Source organism: Streptomyces sp. NPDC040432 (assembly GCF_055595445.1).
In genome coordinates this window covers 81751-100422 of sequence record NZ_JBVIVP010000026.1, presented here as the reverse complement: position 1 = coordinate 100422, position 18672 = coordinate 81751, and the positions used below count along the sequence as shown (strand labels likewise).

General features: G+C 74.0%; 17 protein-coding genes. 6 read left to right on the top strand and 11 right to left on the bottom strand.

Annotated elements, in window-relative coordinates; translation table 11 throughout:
* Position 1: 1 nt before the first annotated feature.
* Positions 2 to 499, top strand: coding sequence for a peptidylprolyl isomerase (locus ACZ58N_RS33660; protein ID WP_471167785.1), 498 nt, complete (start codon positions 2 to 4; stop codon positions 497 to 499).
* 86 nt (positions 500 to 585) lie between these two features.
* Here ACZ58N_RS33660 and ACZ58N_RS33655 read toward each other — a convergent pair whose 3' ends face one another.
* On the bottom strand, positions 586 to 1263 hold the full coding sequence (locus ACZ58N_RS33655) for a hypothetical protein (RefSeq protein ID WP_471167783.1): 678 nt from the start codon (positions 1261 to 1263) through the stop codon (positions 586 to 588).
* A gap of 124 nt (positions 1264 to 1387) precedes the next feature.
* Complete coding sequence (locus tag ACZ58N_RS33650; RefSeq protein WP_471167780.1) at positions 1388 to 1831, bottom strand: SRPBCC family protein; 444 nt, start codon at positions 1829 to 1831, stop codon at positions 1388 to 1390.
* Positions 1832 to 2085: 254 nt separating this feature from the next.
* Here ACZ58N_RS33650 and ACZ58N_RS33645 point away from each other — a divergent pair, with 254 nt between their 5' ends.
* Positions 2086 to 2718: a hypothetical protein gene (locus ACZ58N_RS33645; RefSeq protein ID WP_471167778.1), complete on the top strand. Its 633-nt coding sequence runs from the start codon at positions 2086 to 2088 to the stop codon at positions 2716 to 2718.
* On the opposite strand, the gene ACZ58N_RS33640 is transcribed toward ACZ58N_RS33645, so the two are convergent.
* The 3 genes from ACZ58N_RS33640 to ACZ58N_RS33630 are packed head-to-tail and all read right to left on the bottom strand — an operon-like array spanning position 2719 to position 5106.
* Positions 2719 to 3495 carry an enoyl-CoA hydratase/isomerase family protein gene (locus tag ACZ58N_RS33640; RefSeq protein WP_471167775.1) on the bottom strand — a complete coding sequence of 259 codons (777 nt, stop codon included), beginning with the start codon at positions 3493 to 3495 and terminating at the stop codon, positions 2719 to 2721.
* Positions 3492 to 3944: a Zn-ribbon domain-containing OB-fold protein gene (locus ACZ58N_RS33635; protein ID WP_471167772.1), complete on the bottom strand. Its 453-nt coding sequence runs from the start codon at positions 3942 to 3944 to the stop codon at positions 3492 to 3494. The genes ACZ58N_RS33640 and ACZ58N_RS33635 overlap by 4 nt, the downstream gene beginning before the upstream one ends.
* A gap of 10 nt (positions 3945 to 3954) precedes the next feature.
* Positions 3955 to 5106 (bottom strand): lipid-transfer protein, encoded by a 1152-nt coding sequence (locus tag ACZ58N_RS33630; protein WP_389711350.1) that lies wholly within the window; start codon positions 5104 to 5106, stop codon positions 3955 to 3957.
* Positions 5107 to 5201: 95 nt separating this feature from the next.
* On the opposite strand from ACZ58N_RS33630, the gene ACZ58N_RS33625 reads away from it, so the two are divergent.
* Together ACZ58N_RS33625 and ACZ58N_RS33620 are read left to right on the top strand one after the other, a co-directional pair.
* Positions 5202 to 6995 carry a FadD3 family acyl-CoA ligase gene (locus ACZ58N_RS33625; RefSeq protein ID WP_471167769.1) on the top strand — a complete coding sequence of 598 codons (1794 nt, stop codon included), beginning with the start codon at positions 5202 to 5204 and terminating at the stop codon, positions 6993 to 6995.
* Between the two features lie 35 nt (positions 6996 to 7030).
* Positions 7031 to 8971, top strand: coding sequence for an exo-alpha-sialidase (locus ACZ58N_RS33620; protein WP_471167766.1), 1941 nt, complete (start codon positions 7031 to 7033; stop codon positions 8969 to 8971).
* On the opposite strand, the gene ACZ58N_RS33615 is transcribed toward ACZ58N_RS33620, so the two are convergent.
* The 3 genes from ACZ58N_RS33615 to ACZ58N_RS33605 form a co-directional block, all read right to left on the bottom strand.
* The gene (locus ACZ58N_RS33615; RefSeq protein WP_471167763.1) at positions 8972 to 9709 is read right to left on the bottom strand and encodes a class I SAM-dependent methyltransferase; all 738 of its coding nucleotides are present in this window, start codon (positions 9707 to 9709) and stop codon (positions 8972 to 8974) included.
* A gap of 211 nt (positions 9710 to 9920) precedes the next feature.
* Positions 9921 to 10115 carry a hypothetical protein gene (locus ACZ58N_RS33610; RefSeq protein ID WP_471167761.1) on the bottom strand — a complete coding sequence of 65 codons (195 nt, stop codon included), beginning with the start codon at positions 10113 to 10115 and terminating at the stop codon, positions 9921 to 9923.
* Positions 10116 to 10301: 186 nt separating this feature from the next.
* Entirely contained in the window at positions 10302 to 13514 is a 3213-nt protein-coding gene (locus tag ACZ58N_RS33605) for an AfsR/SARP family transcriptional regulator (protein ID WP_471167758.1), read from the bottom strand.
* A 131-nt stretch (positions 13515 to 13645) separates the two neighbouring features.
* Here ACZ58N_RS33605 and ACZ58N_RS33600 point away from each other — a divergent pair, with 131 nt between their 5' ends.
* Together ACZ58N_RS33600 and ACZ58N_RS33595 are read left to right on the top strand one after the other, a co-directional pair.
* Positions 13646 to 14872, top strand: a complete 1227-nt coding sequence (locus tag ACZ58N_RS33600) for an amidohydrolase family protein (protein ID WP_471167755.1) — start codon at positions 13646 to 13648, stop codon at positions 14870 to 14872.
* A 264-nt stretch (positions 14873 to 15136) separates the two neighbouring features.
* Positions 15137 to 15988 carry a trypsin-like serine peptidase gene (locus ACZ58N_RS33595; protein WP_471167752.1) on the top strand — a complete coding sequence of 284 codons (852 nt, stop codon included), beginning with the start codon at positions 15137 to 15139 and terminating at the stop codon, positions 15986 to 15988.
* Positions 15989 to 16133: 145 nt separating this feature from the next.
* Here the strand turns inward: ACZ58N_RS33595 and ACZ58N_RS33590 are convergent, their stop codons facing one another.
* The 3 genes from ACZ58N_RS33590 to ACZ58N_RS33580 all read right to left on the bottom strand — a co-directional run bounded on the left by ACZ58N_RS33590 (position 16134) and on the right by ACZ58N_RS33580 (position 18672).
* A complete protein-coding gene (locus tag ACZ58N_RS33590; protein ID WP_471167750.1) occupies positions 16134 to 16574 on the bottom strand; it encodes an NUDIX hydrolase in 441 nt (146 codons plus the stop codon).
* 125 nt (positions 16575 to 16699) lie between these two features.
* The gene (locus ACZ58N_RS33585) at positions 16700 to 17926 is read right to left on the bottom strand and encodes an ABC transporter permease (protein WP_471167747.1); all 1227 of its coding nucleotides are present in this window, start codon (positions 17924 to 17926) and stop codon (positions 16700 to 16702) included.
* Entirely contained in the window at positions 17926 to 18672 is a 747-nt protein-coding gene (locus tag ACZ58N_RS33580; RefSeq protein ID WP_471167809.1) for an ABC transporter ATP-binding protein, read from the bottom strand. The genes ACZ58N_RS33585 and ACZ58N_RS33580 overlap by 1 nt, the downstream gene beginning before the upstream one ends.

The window sequence follows — 18672 nt, the reverse complement described above, 5'->3', positions numbered from 1 at the left end:
CATGAGCAACGTTTACTTCGACATCAACATCAACGACAAGCCCGCGGGCCGCATCGTCTTCGAGCTCTTCGACAAGGTCGTCCCGCAGACCGCGAGGAACTTCCGCGAGCTGGCCACCGGCGAGAACGGCTACGGCTACGCGGGCTCCGGCTTCCACCGCATCATCCCGCAGTTCATGCTGCAGGGCGGTGACTTCACCAACCACAACGGCACCGGCGGCAAGAGCATCTTCGGCGAGAAGTTCGCGGACGAGAACTTCGACCTGAAGCACGACCGCCCGTACCTGCTGTCGATGGCGAACGCCGGCCGCAACACCAACGGCTCGCAGTTCTTCGTCACCACCGTCGTCACCTCGTGGCTCGACGGCAAGCACGTCGTCTTCGGCGAGGTCGTCGAGGGCAAGGAGCTCGTCGACCAGATCGAGGCCCTGGGCTCCCAGTCCGGCGCCCCCAAGGCCAAGGTCGAGATCGCGGCCTCCGGCGTCGTCGCCTCCGCCTGATCCCACACCGTGCCGGTCGGCCCCGCCCCCTTCGTGGGGGTTCGGGGCCGCCGCCGTTTCCGGGGCCGGTGGGGCGGGGAGCCGTCCTACGCGCGGGGGTCGCGCGGGTCCGGGTCCTGCGGGCCGGCACCGTACGGGCCGGACGCCTGCCCGGGGTACTGCGGGCCGGGGTCGTGCGGGCCGGGCGCCTGCCCCGGGTACTGGGGGCGCGGGTCCTGCGGGCCGGTGTCCCGCGGGCGGTCGTCCGGGTGCCAGGGTTCGGTCCGGGGAGTGACGGGCCGGTCCTCCCAGCCCGTGACGGCGCCGGGCGTACCGGCGTCGCGGGGCAGCGGGCGCCGATCGCGGCGGGGTCGGCCGCGCATGACGAACGCCCCGAGCAGGATGAGCGCCCCGCCGGCGAAGGCGGTGGCGACGCCGGGCCCGAGGCCCTGACCGTCGCCGCCGACCGACAGGCTGCCGGCCGCCTGGCCCTGGCGGACCATCCACAGCACCGCGAAGCCGAGGACGACGATCCCGGCGAGCGCCATCAGGAGCCGCGAACGCAGCACGGCCGCGCCGAGCGCGAGGAGGGCGGCGCACAGGAACGGCAGCATGAGGGAGCCCAGCAGCGCGGCCCCGTCGGGGGTGACGCCCGAGCCGGCGAACAGCTCCTCGACGCGGTAGTCGCGGCCGCGTCGGCCTTCGTACCAGGCGCGGTACGGGCTCCACAGGGCGGCCGCCGCGCCGACCAGACCCATCAGCGAACCGAGGACGTTGCGGATCATGCCCGGCCTTCCGGGTAGGGGTCGTGATCGGCAACGCTACTGCTGGGTCCCGGCCCCCGCACGCCGGACGGGGCAGGCGGGGGCCGGAGGTCTCGGGGGCCCGCGTGCGCGGGCCCGGCGGGCGTCAGGACCTCGTACGGGCCGATTCGACGCGGATGCGCAGGGCTTCGTTCATCGCGGTGAAGTTGCGGGCGGTGCCGGCCAGCAGCTTGCCGAGGAAGGGGACGAGCAGGCCGCCGAAGCGCTCGCCGTGCTCCAGGCGCGTGGTGCGGCCCGGGCCCTCGGAGAGCCGGAAGTAGTGCTCGCCGTCGAACAGACCGCGGACGAGGAACCGGCCCTTCCAACGGAACTCGACGGACGGGTTGACCACGAGGACGGTCGGGTGGAAGACCGTCGGCTTCCCCGACTGCGAGTACATCGTCAGGTCCAGCCGCGCGCCCGGGACGGTTTCGCCCAACGCCTGGCGGATGAACGGGTTCCAGGTGCAGTAGCGGGGCAGGTCGGTCAGGGTCGCCCAGACTTCTTCGGGCGTCGCGTCGATGACGATCTCGGTGGCGATGGTGCGCACTGGTGCCGTGCTCCTTGTGGTGGGTCGGTGCTCACCGAAGGGACGCGGGGGTAATGCGGCCGGCCGCCGGGTTCGGTCCCGGGATGCAACCACGGTTTCGTCGACCGTGGACCGGCTCCCGGGGAGTCTTCGCTGGTGGCGGAGAGAACGGAGGGGGGCGTTCCGGCCGCGGGGTGGCGAATGCCGATACGTCGGGCGGCCCGTCGGCAGGCGGCTGGTAGCGTCACGCCGTCCTACGGGGAGGGGTTCGCACGATGGTGAACGGAAGGCGCGGCCGCATCAGGCTCGCCGCGGTGCTCGCGGCGGTGGTCCTGGCGCTCACGGGATTCTCGTCGAGCGGTGGCAGCGGCAGCGGGAGCAGCGGAAAGAGCAAGAGCAGCGGCGGCGGGGGCGGCTGCTCCAGTTCCAAGAGCACGACCAAGAGCAGGACCGGGAGCAAGAAGAGCCACAGCGGTGTCGGCGGTGGCGGCGGGAGCAGCCCGACGGCGTCGTCGTCCCCGGTGGGGGCTCCGGCGACGGCCGTGGTGAAGACCTGCGTCGGCGCGGGCGAGCCGGCCACGACCGTCGAGGTCACCTCCCGGCTGGACCGTACGGCCACGTTCGAGGTGACCCTGAACCGTGAGGGCGCCGCGGGCGCGCTCGTCGAGACGGCCCGCGCCACCGTGACCCTGGAGGCCCGCCGCACCGGCACCCTGGTGATCGCCCTGACCGCCGCGCGGCGGGCCGCCGAGGTGAAGGACTGCCGGATCACCTCGGTGGTCGAGGCCGCCCGGTCCGCATCCCCGTCGCCCACGGCCACGCCCACGGACGACACGGACGGCAGCAAGCAGCGCACCAAGCCGCCCACCAAGCCCACCAAGCCCACCAAGCCGCGCAGCCGCAGCTGATCAGCGCAGGCGGAACTCCGCTCCCGGCCGCCGGGCTCCGAAGAGTTCCGCCTGCCGCTCCGGTGGCAGGTTGCCCAGGCCGATCAGGGCCGGGGCCTGGTCCAGGGCCTGCTGGAGCGCGGCCCGCTTCGCCGACCACAGGGCCCGTACGGTGCCCTGGACGGCCTCCGTCGGGAATCCGGCCAGGGTCCGTGCCGACCGCAGGGCCGCCCCGAGCAGTTCGTCCGGCTCCGCCAGTTCCGAGACCAGGCCGATCTCGTAGGCCCGTCGCGCGGAGAGCCGTTCCGCCGTCCCCATCAGGGACATCCGGGCGACCTCCCCGAAGGGCATCCGCTGGGCCATGTAGACGGCCTCGTAGGCGCTGACCATCCCGTACGAGGTGTGCGGGTCGAAGTAGGTGGCGGTGGTGGCGGAGACGACGAACTCGCATTCGCCGAGCAGGTAGAAGGCGCCGCCGCAGGCCATGCCGTTGACGGCGGCCACGACCGGTTTCCACAGGTCGCAGGTCTTGGGGCCGATCGCGAGCAGCGGATCGTCGACCGAGTACGGGGACGCGGGCTGCGGCACCGCGGCGGAGCGGTCGATGCCCGTGCAGAACGCGGCGCTGCCCGCGCCGGTCAGCACCACCGCCCGGACCTTCTCGTCGTGGCGGAACTCCCGCCACAGCGCCGTCAGCGCCGCGGCGGTCTCCAGGTCGACCGCGTTGTGCCGGTGCTCCCGGTCGAGGGTGACGACGGCGACCCCGGTGTCCCCGTCCCGCTCCACCCGGGGCGTCACGGCTTCTCCAGGATCCAGCGCGGCACGCTCATCCCGCCCGTCTCCGTGAACACCACCTGGACGCGGGCCCCGATGCGCAGCCGCGCGGGGTCCACGGAGTCGAGGGGGGCGTCGGCGGCGGTGACCAGGTTCCCGGCCAGCCGGATCCGGGGGTCCTCGACGAGCTCGACGAGGATGACGTTGTACGGGGCCTGGGCGGCGTACGCGGGCAGCAGTGGCGGGTGGGGCCGTACCCAGGACCAGATCCGGCCCCGCCCGCTCAGCCGGCGCCACTCGCTGTCGAAGGACTGGCAGTGCGGGCAGCAGGGGCGCGGCGGGAACCGCAGCCGGCCGCAGGCGGCGCAGGCCTGGACGCGGAGTTCGCCGCGGGCGGCGTACTCCCAGAAGGGGGCGCCGTCCTCGTCGGGGACGGGCAGGAGGAGGTCTTCGGCAGGGCTGGCGGAGGTCATCGTCGGCTCCTCAGGCTCGCAGCAGGACCGCGGACGTGGGGACGCCCTCGCCGGCGGTCACCAGGCAGGTCGCGGCGTCCGGCACCTGTGCGGTCGAGATCCCGCGCAGTTGCTTGACGCCCTCGTTGATCAGGTTGAAGCCGTGCACGTAGGCCTCCGAGAGGCCACCGCCGCCGGTGTTGATCGGTAGCCGGCCGCCCATCTCCAGGGCGCCGCCCTCGGTGAAGGCGGCGCCCTCGCCGCGCCCGCAGAAGCCGTAGCCCTCCAGGGAGAGCGGGATCAGGGGGGTGAAGGCGTCGTAGATCTGCGCGACGTCCACGTCCTGCGGGCCGAAGTCGGCCTGCTTCCACAGGTGTCGGGCGGCGGTCCAGGCGGGGCCGGTCAGCGGGTCGTCGTTCCAGTAGTTGACCATTCCGTGGTGCTGGGCGGGCAGGCCCTGGGCGACGGAGTGCACGTAGACGGGCTTCTGGCGGCAGTCGCGGGCACGTTCGGCGGAGACGATCACGCAGGCCAGGGCCCCGTCGGTCTCCAGGCAGTTGTCGAAGAGGCAGAGCGGGTCGCTGATCATGCGGGACGTCATGTACATCTCGCGGGTCAGGGGGCGCTCGTACATCATGGCGGCCGGGTTCTCGTTGGCCCGGTTGCGGCAGGCCATCGCGACGTTGAAGAGGTGTTCGCGGGTGGCGCCGTACTCGTGCATGTAGCGGCGGGCCAGCATGCCGATCTCGTCGGCCGGCCGGAGCAGTCCGAAGGGGCGGGTCCACTGGCCGGGGGTGGGCAGTTGGACGGCGGTGTTCTTCCAGGGGCGGGGGCCGGAGCCGCGTTTGCGGGAGCGCCAGGCGACTCCGACGGAGGCCTGGCCGGTGGCGACCGCGGCGGCGAGGTGCCCGACGGTGGCGCAGGAGCCGCCGCCGCCGTAGCCGACCTTGGAGAAGAAGGTGACGTCGCCCGCGCCGATGGCCTTGGCGACCTCGACCTCGTCGGTCTCCTCCATCGTGTAGGAGGCGAACGCGTCGACCTCGCCGGGGGCTATGCCGGCGTCGGCGAGTGCCGCCAGGATGGCCCGGCAGGCCAGTTCCTTTTCGGTGCTCGGCAGTCGTTTGGCAAAGGCGGTCTGGCCGATGCCGACGATTGCCGTAGCGTCCTTGAGCGTTGCCGCCATCGCCACCTCCGGGGGGTGCACCAGTACTGACAGCCGCGAAGGCTACAGCTAATCTGACGGATAGTCAGCTATGGGGTCGCGAGGAGGGGCGGGCGATGGTCGAGGGCGGACACGAGGTCATGGGCGCGAACGGTTCCGGGAGCGGGGTCGGGGCCGGTGCGGAGGGCTCGGCCACGAGCCCGACGAGGTCCTCCGCGAGCACCCCCGGGAGCGGTCCCACCGGCGGTTCCGGCACCGGTCCCACCGGCGGTCCCCACGCACCCGAGGACGCCCTCCACGGCCGCGGCGACCTGCGCTGGGGCAGCGTCGCCGGGCTCGTGCGCGACGCCGCCACCCGGTACGCCGACCACGAGGCCGTCGTCGACGGCCGCGTCCGCATCACCTACGCCCAGCTCGGCGAACGCGTCGAACGCGCCGCCGCCGCCTGCCTGGCCGCCGGGATCGAGCCCGGCGACCGGGTCGCCGTCTGGGCACCCAACACCCTGGAGTGGATCGTCTCCGCCCTCGGGGCGGTCTCCGCCGGCGCGGTCCTCGTCCCGCTCAACACCCGCTTCAAGGGCGCCGAGGCCGCCTACGTCCTGCGGCGCAGCCGCGCCCGCCTGCTGTTCGTCACCGGCACCTTCCTCGGCACCTCCTACGTGGCCTCCCTGCGCCGCGCCGCCGCCGAAGGCCCGGGCAGCGGACCGCTGCCCGGGCTGCCCCACCTGGAACAGGTCGTCGTCCTCGCCGAGGACGCCCCCGAGTCCTTCCGCACCTGGAAGGACTTCCTGACCGCCGGCGACGCCGTACCCGGCGACCGGGTGCGCGAGCGCGCCGCCTCCCTGCGCCCCGACACCCCCTCCGACATCATCTTCACCTCCGGCACCACCGGCAGCCCCAAGGGCGCCGTCATCACCCACGCCCAGACCCTGCGCTGCTACGACGTGTGGAGCGAACTCGCCGGACTGCGCGAGGGCGACCGCTACCTCATCGTGAACCCCTTCTTCCACACCTTCGGCTACAAGGCCGGGATCATCGCCTGCCTGATGCGCGGCGCCACGATGGTCCCGCAGCCCGTCTTCAGCGTGGACACCGTCCTCGCCAACGTCGCCGCCGAACGGATCTCCGTCCTCCCCGGCCCGCCCACCCTCCACCAGTCGCTGCTCGACCACCCGCAGCGCGAGAAGCACGACCTGTCCGCCCTGCGACTGGTCGTCACCGGCGCGGCCGTCGTCCCGCTGCAACTCGTCGAGCGGCTCCGCGCCGAACTGCGCATCGCCACCGTCCTGACCGCCTACGGACTCTCCGAGGCGAGCGGCATCGTCACCATGTGCCGCCGCGGCGACCGCCCCGACATCGTCTCCGCGACCTCGGGCCGGGCCATCCCCGGCACCGAACTGCGGGTCGTCGGACCGACGGGGGACCCCGAACCGGCGGGCACGGCCGGCGAGGTGTGGGTGCGCGGCCACCACGTCATGCGCGGCTACTTCGAGGACCCCGAGGGCACCGCCCGCGCCATCACCCCCGAAGGCTGGCTGCGCACCGGTGACGTGGGGGTACTGGACGCCGAGGGCAACCTGCGCATCACCGACCGGATCAAGGACATGTTCATCGTCGGCGGGTTCAACGCCTACCCCGCCGAGATCGAACAACTCCTCGGCCTGCACCCCGACATCGCCGACATCGCCGTGATCGGCGTACCCGACGCCCGGCTCGGCGAGGTCGGCAAGGCGTACGCCGTCAGGCGCCCCGGCTCCACCCTCACCGCCGAGGACCTCATCGCCTGGTCCCGCCGGGAGATGGCGAACTACAAGGTCCCCCGGGCGGTGGAGTTCGTCACCGAACTCCCGCGCAACGCCGGTGGCAAGGTACTGAAGGCCCAGCTCCGAGCCCGCGCGCAGCACGTCTGACCGACCCCGCCCGCCACCCGCGTTAGCCTGCACGGGTGAGCTCGCACCAAACAGCCGTACGGTTCCTCCTCGCGTCCCGCGTCCGGATCGCGATCGGTGCCGCGGCGGCCACGGCGCTGGCCGTCGCGGCCGCCGCCCTGCTGCCCGCATCGCCCCCCGACGGCGCGGCGGACGACGGGCCCGGCGGACGGCGGGGCGCCGGCCTGACCGCCGCCCTCTCCGCGCCCTTCAGCGCCTTCACCGAGGGCTACGACTGCTACCGCATCCCCACCCTCACCACCACCCGGGCCGGCGCGCTGCTCGCCATCGCCGAGGCCCGCACCGCCGGCTGCGACGACGTCGGCGACATCGACCTCGTCATGAAGCGCTCCACGGACCACGGCCGCACCTGGGGCCCCATGGAGGTCATCCGAGGCGCGGGGGACCCCGGCGCCCACGGGAACCCCGTCCCCGTCGTGGACTCCGCCTCCGGCCGGATCTCCCTGCTGCACGCCTACAGCACCTGGGCGTACGACGACACGGGCAACCGCGTCCGGGGCCCGCGCGAACTGCGGCTGACCCACAGCGAGGACGACGGCGCGCACTGGAGCGCCGACCCGAACCCGCAGCCCCACCTCAAGGCCCCCGACTGGGCGTGGATCTCCGTCGGCCCGGGCCACGGCATCCAACTCACCCCCACCGCCCCCGACCGGCCCGGCCGCATGGTCGTCACCGCCGACTACCGCACCGAGTCCCACGAATCCGGCGCCCAGCTCCTCTACAGCGACGACGGCGGCCTCAGCTGGCTGCCCGGCGCCCGCTGGGGCGCCCCCGAGGGCACCCCCGCACCCAACGAACCCGCCCTCACCCAGCTCCCCGACGGCCGGATCTACGTCAACGCCCGCTCCACCGCCACCTGCGGCACCCCGGACCACCGCGTGTCCGCGCTCGTCGACGACGCCTCCGCGGCCGAGTTCCCCGCCCCCGGCTTCACCCCCGTCGCCGGCCTCACCGCCCCGCCCGCCTCCGGCTCCCTCCTCCAACTCCCCGGTGGTCCCCTGCTGCTGTCGGCGCCCAGCCGCCCCGGCGCCGAGTTCTCCGACCGCTGGACCCTCGCCGTCCGCACCTCGACCGACCAGGGCCGCACCTGGTCCACCGGCGGCGCCGTCGTCCTGCGCGAACGGGCCGGCTACTCCGACATGGCCGTGCTGCCCACCGGCGAGATCGGCATGCTCTACGAGACCGCGAACGGCACCCCCCACGGCTACGTCAAGTTCACCGCCTTCACCCCGCACGCGCTGGCCGCCGCCACCGAGGACCTGACCCCGCGCCTCACCCCCGACGCCACCCCGTACCGCAACCACGCCGTCGTGCACGGCGGCCCGCGCCCCGGCAACCGGCCCGACGGCGGGAGGACCATGCGTTTCGACGGCAAGGACGACTTCCTCCGCCTGATCGACTGCCCCGACGAACTACGCCTGGGAGAAGGGGACTTCGCCGTCGCCACCTGGGTGAAGTACAAGACCCGGGGTCAGGACCGGGAGAGCGGCGCCCGCCTGCCCCTCATGTGGGGATACGGCCAGGGCCCCGCCGCCAAACAGTTCCGCATCGAGGCCGACCCCGGGACCGGCCGCCTCGAAGGCACCGTCAACGGCGGGCTCGGACCCGTCACCGTGACCTCCCGCGAAGCCGTCGACGACGACACCTGGCACCACGTCGTCTTCCAGCGGGAAGGCGGCCGGCTCCGGCTGTCCGTCGACGACGAGACCCCCGCCGTCACCGAACAACCCGCCGGCCGGCTCGACTTCCGGCCCGCCGGCGCCTTCACCATCCACCTCGGCACGCAGCCCGACCAGAAGGCCTTCTACGCGGGCGCCCTGGACGACGTACGGATCTACGGGCGGGCCCTGTCCGACAACGACCGGGCCCGGCTGCGCACCGGCAGCGACGTCAGCGACCAGGAGCGGGTGCGGCTCACCTTCGACCCGATCGGCTGATCAGGCGGCCGGGCCGACGGCCCGCCGGGCCAGCACCAGGCGCCAGCGCGGGCTGCCGTCGGGCCGCCGCCCGAAGTGCTCCAGCGGGACCGTGTCCACGGTGAAGCCGGCCGCCGTCAGGTCCGCGCGGACCGGCCCGAACGGGAACGTGCGGTAGTACATGACGAACGCCGGCCGCCACACGGCGTTGCGCACCCGCATCACCGCGTCGAAGCCGGTGACCGCCCACCACGCCGGGGAGCCCGGCGGGATCGGCGCGCCGATCGGGAAGGCGAAGAGGCCGCCGGGACGCAGGGCGCGGTGCACGCCGGCGAACAGGGCGGGCCGCTCGGCCGGCAGGAAGTGGCCGAAGGCGCCGAAGCTCACCGCGAGGTCGTAGGAGTCGTCGAGCGTGTGGGGCAGCGCCAGCGCGTCCGCCCTTACGAGGTCCACCCCCTCGGGGTGGGCCCGCGCGGCCGCGGCCAGCATGCCCGCGCTGAGGTCGACACCCGTGACCCGGTCCCGGCACAGCCGGCGCAGCATCGGCAGGCCGGCGCCGGTGCCGCAGCACACGTCCAGCCCGGAGCCGAAGGCGGCCTCGTGCTGTGTGAGGGCCTCCTCGACGGCGTCGAGCATCCGGTCGGGGGTGCGGAAGGGGGTCCCGTCGAACTTGGGCGCGAGGAGGTCGTAGCCGCGCTCGACGGAGGAGAGGGCCTGCACGGCCAGTTCGCCCAGGCTCGGGCCCTGTGAGGTGAACACGCCCCCACCCTAGTCACCGTGTCCGTGTCCGGGCGTGGACGTGCGACGGCCGCGGTGGTCCCCCTCCTGGCCACCGCGGCCGCCGTTCCCCCGTATCGCGCCCCCGTACGTTTTCCCCCGTACGCCCCCCACGTCCCCCGTGGGATCGGGCCCGCACGCCCCCCGTACGTTTCCCCCGTACGTCGTGCGGTCGTGCCCCGTAGCGGTACCGCTACGGGCGTGTGCCGGACGCGTGGTTGTCCAGCGTCACGATCTCCTCGCCGGCCGCCTCGCCCCGGGCTTCGAGCGGCGGTTCCGCCGGCGGTTCCACCGGCGGGGCCGGCGGCTTGCTGCCGATGCCCGAGGCGTGGTTGTCGAGCGGTCTGATGTCATCGTCGAGCGGCGAAGCGTTCTCGTTCGTCGTCATCGGGTCTCCTGATGGTGGGTCGGGCCCGTTCGGCGATTCCCCCGTGGCCGCCGAACGGGTGGTCCTCCAACGTCGACCCGGGTGCCCCCCCCGGCGCTCCGGGTCGATGAACCCCATCGTGCCGGACGGCGATAAACGAACGATGAACGCCGCGTCCATCCGGCGAAGACCCCTGGTCGGCGCCGTTCAGGCGGCGAACTCGGTCGCCAACAACGCGCGGACTTCGGCCAGTTCGGCGGAGCCGAGCTGGGCGAAGACGGTCTCCGCGTCCCGCCAGCACGCGCGTGCCCGGTCGGCCTGACCGAGGGACCGCAGCGCCTTCCCCAGGACGGTCAGCACCGTCGCCCGGCGCCATTCGCCACCGATCCCGCGCAGGGCGATGGCCTGCTCCGCGTGCTTGGCCGCCAGGGTGGGCCGCTGCGCGGCCAGGTGGGCCTCGGCGAGCCGGAAGTGGGTCACGCCCTCCCACAACGGCTGCCGGTTCTCGTGGAACAACGACAGGGCCTCACCGAGCTGCGACAGGGCCTCGGTCAGCCGGCCCGCCTGGGTGAGCGCGATGCCCAGCGCGTAGCGGCCGTTGGCCAGGCGCAGGGTCAGGCCCATCCGGTCGTAGACGGCGATGCCCTGCTGGGCCAGGTCGATGGCGCTGGACAGCCGTCCCAGCCCGACGTGGATGCGGGAGAGGTTGCACAGGGCGCTGGCCTCGCCCACGCGGTTCCCGTCGGCCCGGAAGTTCTGGATGGCCTCCAACAGGTAGCGCTCGCCGTCGGCGTACCGCCCCTGGTAGAGCGCGATGATCCCGCGGTCGTTGGGCGCCCAGCAGTTCGGCAGCGGGTCCTCGGCCTCGCGGGCCAGGTCCATGGCCTGCCGGGCCTCGTCGTCGGCCTCCGCGAACCGGCCCGCGAACAGGTGGACCATGGTGAGGGTGGTGCGCGCGCGCCCCTCGGCCCGCGGGTCCTTCGTCGTCCGGGCGGCCTCGCGCAGGGTCAGTGCCGCCGACTCGTACTGCTTGGTGTTCGCACCCGCCTCGGCGAGGTCCTTGGCCGCCCACAGCAGGTCCACGGCGCGGCGCAGGGCGTCGGCCCGCCCGTCGTCGAGGCTCCCCTCGCCGTCGGCGCCGTCCGCCCGCGCGCCGTCGTTCCCCGCGCCGGCCCGTACGGCGGCTTGGCGCACGCAGGCCAGCAGCGGGCCCGCCTCGGCGAACAGCCAGTCCAGGGCGGCGGCCGGTTCCGTCAGGACGAGGCCGGGATGGCGGGTCGCGGACAGGTGGGCCGGCAGCCGGTCGCCGGGGCGTTCCAGCGCGTACACCCGGGAGGCGGTGGCCAGGTAGAAGTCGAGGAGCCGGTCGAGGGCGGCGTCGCGGCCGCCCGGCGGCTGCTCGTCGCGGTCGGCGCAGGCGCGTGCGTAGAGGCGTACGAGGTCGTGGAAGCGGTAGCGGCCCGGCGCGGCGGACTCCAGCAGGGAGCAGTCGACCAGGGCCTCCAGGAGGTCCTCGGTGTCGTGCTCGGGCAGGTCGAGCACGGCGGCAGCGGCGCGCAGGGAGATGTCGGGGCCGTCGGCGAGGCCGAGCAGGCGGAAGGCGCGCTGCTGGGCGGGTTCGAGTTGGCCGTAGCCGAGCTCGAAGGTGGCTTTGACGGCGAGGTCCCCGGCCTGGAGTTCGTCGAGGCGGCGGCGTTCGTCGGCGAGTTTGGCGGCGAGGACGGAAACGGTCCAGGTGCGGCGGGCCGCGAGCCGCGAGGCGGCGATGCGGATGGCGAGCGGCAGGAACCCGCAGGCGCAGACGACGTCGAGGGCGGCCTGGCGTTCGGCTCCGACCCGTTCGCCGCCCACGATCCGGGTGAACAGTTGTAACGCCTCCTCGGGGTTCATCACGTCGAGGTCGACGAGGTGCGCCCCGGCGAGGCCCGACATCCGGACCCGGCTGGTGACGAGGGCGGCGCAACCGGCGGTGCCCGGCAGCAGCGGGCGGACCTGGGCGGCGTCGCGGGCGTTGTCGAGCAGCACCAGGACGCGGCGCCCGTCGAGGAGGGAGCGGTAGAGCGCGGCCCGTTCGGCGGGGGAGTCGGGGATGGAACTGTCGGGGGCGCCGAGCGAGCGCAGGAAGCAGCCGAGGACGGCTTCCGGTTCGACGGGCCGGGGATCGGTGCCCTGGAGGTCGATGTAGAGCTGGCCGTCGGGGAAGTACGGCCGGGCGGCGTGTGCGACGTGCACGGCGAGCGTGGTCTTGCCGACGCCTCCTATCCCGGCCAGCGCGGACACGGCCATGACCTGGCCCCCGGCGCCGGCGAGGATGTGTCCGAGCTCGCTGACGAAGGATGCCCGACCCGTGAAGTCGGGCACGGTGGCGGGCAGTTGTGCCGGACGTACGGCGACGGGGGCGGCGGCCGGGGCCGGGTCCTCGGCGCGTGCCAGCTCGGTGTCCGCGCGCAGGATCCGCTGCTGGAGGGCGGCGAGCTCGGGGCGGGGATCGACGCCGAGTTCGTCGGACAGGAGCCGGCGCGTGTCGGCGTAGACGGCCAGGGCCTCGGCCTGTCGCCCGCTGCGGTAGAGGGCGAGCATCAGCAGCTCGCGCAGCCGCTCCCGCAGGGGGTGCGCCGCGGTGAGGGCGGTGAGCTCGGAGACGGCCTCGGCGTGGTGGCCGACCTCCAGGTCGAGGTCGAGGCGGGCCTCCAGCAGTTGGAGGCGCCACTCGGCGAGCCGGGTCCGTTCGGTCTCGGCGTGCGGGCCGGGGACCCCGGCGAGGGGTTCTCCGTCCCACAGGTCCAGGGCGCGGCCGAGCAGGGTCAGGGCGAGGGCGCGGTTCCCGGCGCAGCGGGCCCGGTCGGCCTCGGCGGCGAGGTCGCGGGCGATGCCGAGGTCGAGGGCCTCGGGGTGGCGGAGCCGGATCGCGTAGCCGCCGGCGTCGGTGACGAGCAGCCCGGGGTCGAGGACCTTGCGCAGGCGGGAGGCGTAGGTGCGGATGGTGGCGAGGGCCTGCTGCGGCGGGTCCTCGCCCCAGATGGCGTCGATCAGCTCGGGCGCGGTGGCGGTGCGGCCGTCGCGGAGCAGCAGCGCGGCGAGCAGGGCCCGCTGCTGCGGGCTGCCGGAGGGCAGCGCCTCGCCGCCGCGCCAGGCCCGGACGGGGCCGAGGACGGCGAAGCGGTCGTCCCCGGGAGCGGGGGCGTCGTCGTGGGTGCGGTCTGTGGAAGGGGCCGGGGCGGCGGATCGGGCGGAGCCTGCGGACCGGGCGGCGCTCGCGGCCCGAGGGATGCCGGTGGCCCGGGTGGCGCCGGCCGGGGCGGAGTCGGATCCGGTGGCGGACGGGCCGGTGTCGGACGGTGTGGTGCCGGCCGGGCCGGAGGCCGTCCGGGCTGCCTCGGGGTGGTTCCGCTGGTTCGGGATGGCCGGTATGCCCTCCATCGGTCGTCCCCCCTGCCTTCCGTCGTTTGAGGGCCAGTCTGCCCTGTCTTGCGCGTACACGTCAGTCCGCCGAGGACCGATCCGCCACCAACTAGCTGACGGTTCGTCAGATCGGCGCTACGGTGTGGGGTATGGAGACCTTCCCGAAGATCATCTCGGTGGACGACCACACGGTGGAGCCCCCGCACGTCTGGCGGGACAGGCTCCCGTCCAAGTACCGGGACATCGGCCCCCGGATCGTCCGCGCCCCCCTCAAGGAAATGACCTTCCTCGGCGGCAAGTTCGCGCCCGTCATGGGAGCCCCCGGCGACGACGGCCCCGTCGGCGACTGGTGGGTGTACGAGGATCTGCACCGGCCGCTCACCCGCCTCGACACCGCCGTCGGGTACGACCGTGACGAGATCAAACTGGAAGTCATCACCTACGACCAGATGCGCCCGGGCTCCTTCTCGGTTCCCGAACGCCTCGCGGACATGGACGTCAACCACGTCCAGTCCGCCCTCTGCTTCCCCACCTTCCCCCGCTTCTGCGGCCAGACCTTCACCGAGGCCAAGGACCGTGAGCTGGGCCTCCTCGGCGTACGGGCCTACAACGACTGGATGGTGGAGGAGTGGTGCGGCCCCGAGGCCCGGGGCCGGCTGATCCCCCTGACCCTCGTCCCGCTGTGGGACGCCCGCCTCGCCGCCGCCGAGGTCCGCCGCAACGCGGCCCGCGGCGTGCGCGCCGTCGCCTTCTCCGAGATACCCCCGCACCTGGGCCTCCCGTCCGTCCACACCGACGACTGGGACCCGTTCCTCGAAGCGTGCAACGAGACCGGCACGGTCATCGCCATGCACATCGGCTCCTCCTCGCGGATGCCGTCCACCTCGGCGGACGCGCCACCCGCCGTCGGCTCCACCATCACCTTCGCCAACTGCTGCTTCTCGATGGTCGACTGGCTGATGAGCGGCAAGTTCGAACGCTTCCCCAACCTCAGGATCATGTACGCCGAGGGTCAGATCGGCTGGATCCCCTACATCCTGGAACGCGCGAACGTCGTGTGGGAGGAGAACCGCGGCTGGGGCGGAGTCGCCGACAAGGTGCTGCGCCCGCCGTCCGAACTCTTCGCCGAGCACGTCCACGGCTGCTTCTTCGACGACGCGTTCGGCCTGAAGAACCTCGACTCCATCGGCGTCGGCAACGTCCTCTACGAGACCGACTACCCGCACTCGGACTCCACCTGGCCCAAGTCCCGCGAGGTCGGCGAAGCACAGATGGGTCACCTCGCGCCGGACGTCGTGGACCGCATCGTCCGGGGCAACGCCATCGACCTCCTGGGCCTGACCCCGGAAGGGCTGTGGGCGGGCCCGGGGGCGTAGGGGGCGAACCGGCCGGAAGGGGCGTTCGTCGGAGCCGGGCACGTGCGGAGCGGCCGGCCCCGGCGGGGAGCGGCAAGGTCGTGGCGCTCCCCGCCCGGCCGGTGCGCGGATGGTCCCCGCCGACGCGGCGGGCCGGCCGTCCCGAGGTGCCGTTCCGGCCCCGACGTCGGGAACGCGCCGCCCGCGGACCTCCGATCTTGCACCCCGGGCCGCCCGCGGGGCATGCTTCGCCGGGGCGGAGCGGGAGGGGCTGGGATCGTGGCGGTGGACAAGCGGACCTTGGTGACGGCGGTGCTGTGCGCCTTGGCGGCGCTGGGCGCCTCCGCGGCGGTGGCCGAGCTGGCACCCCCGCCCGAGGCGACCGCGACCGCGCGGGCCGGGACGACGGCCGCACCTTCGGGTGCGCCCTCCGGCACACCGACCGCCCCGGCGCGATCGCAGGCGTCGAAGCCGTTGCTGTCGGAGCAGCTTCCGCCGGCGGTGACCCCGCAGCCCGGCGGACCCGCCGCCTACACCGGCGCCCTGTTCACCGGCGGCCTGGACGGCCAACACTTCTGCACCGCGACGGTGGTCCGGAGCCCCGGCAGGAACCTGATCGTCACCGCCGGACACTGCCTCCTCGCGGGCAAGCAACGCGACAGCGCGGGAGGCGCCGTCTTCGCACCCGCGTACGCGAACGGCGTCGCCCCGTACGGCACCTGGAAGATCGAGGAGGTCTTCGAGGACGACCGCTGGGCGGAGGAGACGGACGACGACTACGACCTCGCCTTCGCCCGCCTCGCCCCCGACGACAAGGGACGTGCCATCGAGGACGTCACCGGCGCCGCGGCCCTGGACACCTCGGGCCGTGCCGGCGAGGAGGTCACGGTGACGGGCTACCCGTCCGACCGCAAGGTGCCCCGCACCTGCACGTCGACCTCCGTCCGACTGAGCCCGACCGAACAGCGCTTCGACTGCGCCGACTTCCCGGGCGGCACGAGCGGCAGCGCCTGGATCAGCCGCGACAGCAAGATCATCGGCATCCTGACGGGCGGCGACACCGACGACGTCTCGACCAGCACGGTCCTCGGCGACTACGCCGCCCGGCTGTACGAGAAGGCCACCGCGAGCCGCTGACCCGCCCCGGCGCGCCGACCCGCCCCGAGCCGCAGGCCCTCCCGTCCCGCCGTACCGATCGGCCCCCGGAACCGGTCCGGCCACCCCGGCCGACCCCCGACGCGACCCCGTACCGGTACGGCCGGGCGTCTGTGGGCGCCGCCGCTCAGGCCAGCAGCCCCAGGTGGACGGGCTCCACGACCCGGCCCGACAACAGGTCCGGCAGGCGCGGCGGCCAGAGCGGCTCGCCGAGGACGGCGAGCCGCTCCCGGGGGACCCACTGCCAGTGGATGTCGGGGGCTTCGAGGACGGGTTCGCGGGCCGGGCCGGTGGTGACGTAGATGTACTCGTGCTGGCGGACCGGAATGCCCTGGTGGGTGAAGTCGTGCTCCCACGTGCACAGCAGCCGCTCCGGCTCCAGATCCGTCCACCCGGTCTCCTCGCGCAACTCGCGCCGCACGCAGTCCTCGGGCGTCTCGCCGGGATCGATCCCCCCGCCCGGCGGCAACCAGTGGATGCCGACCTCGACGTTGTTCTCCCGGAACAGGAACACCGACCCGCTGGGGGAGAGGACGACAATGCGGGCTGCCCGACGTGGAGTTCTCATCGCTTCAGCGTACGTCCGGGGGGTCGGGAGGAGGGAGGGGCGTGCGAGGTGGGGTGGGCGGGGTCCGGGGTGGGCGGGCAGCCCCCGATCCGGCCCCGACCCGGATCGAGGGCGTCCCCCACCCCCTACCCGGCCTGCAACGCCAGGGTCGGTGAGAGGCGGGCCGCGCGGACCGCCGGGTACAGGCCGGCCAGGGTGCCGATGGCCAGGGTGGCGGCGAAGCCGCCCGTCACGGCCCAGAGGGGCACCACCCAGGGGAGGTCGCCCACGCGGGCGTAGACCGCCGTGGCGGCTCCGCCCAGGGCGATGCCGGCCAGGCCCCCGAGGCCGGACAGGAGCAGCGACTCGGTGACGAACTGGATCCGGATCTGCCCCTTCGTGGCGCCGAGCGAGCGGCGCAGGCCGATCTCGTGGCGGCGCTCCAACACCGAGATGATCATGGTGTTGGCCACGCCGACCCCGCCCACCAGGAGGGCGATCCCGCCCAGGCCGAGGAGGAGGGTGCTGAAGGCGCCCTCGGTGGCGGCCTTCGCCTGGAGCGCGGCCGACGGGTCGGTCACCGACACCGCGCTCGGGGTCTTCGGGTTCGCCGTCCGGGCGATGAGCTCGCGGACCTGCGCCACCCGGTCGTCCGCCGAGCGTTCGTAGACCGCCGTCGGGTTGCCGTCGAAGCCGAGGAACTCCTCGGCCGCCGTCCAGCCGACCAGGGCCGAGCGTTCGATCTCCGGGGCGAGCGGCACCGGTGCCAGGATGCCGGTCACCGTGAAGTGGCGCCCGCCGATGAAGACCTGCTGCCCCGGCTCGGTGATGCCCAGCCGCCGGGCCGCGATGTGCCCGAGGACCACCGCCGGGTAGCGCCCGGTCGCGCCGTTCAGCCAGGCACCGCGCGCCGTGCGGGCCCGCAGGGTGCCGAGCAGGTCGTCCTTGGCGGCCTTGACCGCGATGCCGCCCGTCTCCGTGGCCGGGATGTTCTCCGACCGGCGGACGGACTGCGCCACGTCACCGGTCGTCCCGACCGACAGGACTCCCTCGATGCGGCCGATCATGGCGGGGGCGTCCTGGGGGAGCGTGGTGTCCTGCCCCGTGAACATGCCCTGTCCCGGGGTCGCGACGAGCATGTTCGTGCCCAGCTTGTCGAGTTCGCGGAGCAGCTTGGCCTGGCTGGACGAGGAGATCCCGACCACGGCGATCATCGTCGCGATGCCGATCGCGATGCCGAGCGCCGACAGGAACACCCGCACGGGCCGGGAGCGCAGCCCCGCGGAGCCCGCGTGCAGGACGTCGCGCGGGGTGAGTCGGGGCGGGGTGAGCCGTGCGCGCCGGGATGCGCGGGTCCTCGTACGGGAACCCATCAGGCGGCCCCCGTCCCGGACGGGTTCCGCAGGTCGGCGACGACCTCGCCGTCCCGGATGCGGACCTGGCGGGGCAGGCTCGCCGCGATCTCGTTGTCGTGGGTGATCACGGCGATGGTGGCCCCGTCCTCGTTCAGTTCGCGCAGCAGCTCCATCACCGACCGGCCGGACGCCGTGTCCAGGGCGCCGGTCGGTTCGTCGGCGAGCAGCAGGTCCGGTCGGCCCGCCACCGCCCGGGCGATGGCGACGCGCTGTTTCTGTCCGCCCGACAGTTCGTGCGGGCGGTGGTCCGTACGGTCACCGAGGCCGACCCGCTCCAGGGCGGCCGCGGCGCGCCGGCCGCGTTCGGCGCGGGAGAGCCCGGAGTAGAGCAGCCCCTCGGCGACGTTCGCGAGGGCGCTGAGGCCCGGTACGAGGTGGAAGGACTGGAAGACGAACCCGACGTGGCGCGAGCGCAGCGCCGACAGGGCCCGGTCGGACAGGGCCGCGACGTCGTGGCCGGCGATGGCGACGCGGCCGGCGGTGGGCCGGTCCAGGGTGCCGACGATGTGCAGCAGGGTGGACTTGCCGGAGCCGGACGGGCCGACGAGGGCCAGGAGTTCACCGTTCAGGACCGTCAGGTCGATGCCGCGCAGGGCGGTGACCCCGCCGGGGTACTCCTTGGTCACCCCGGCCAGTTCGACGACGGGGTGGGAGCGGAGTTCCGCGGTCCGCGCGGTCGGGTGTTCCCCCGGCTGCTCCGCCAT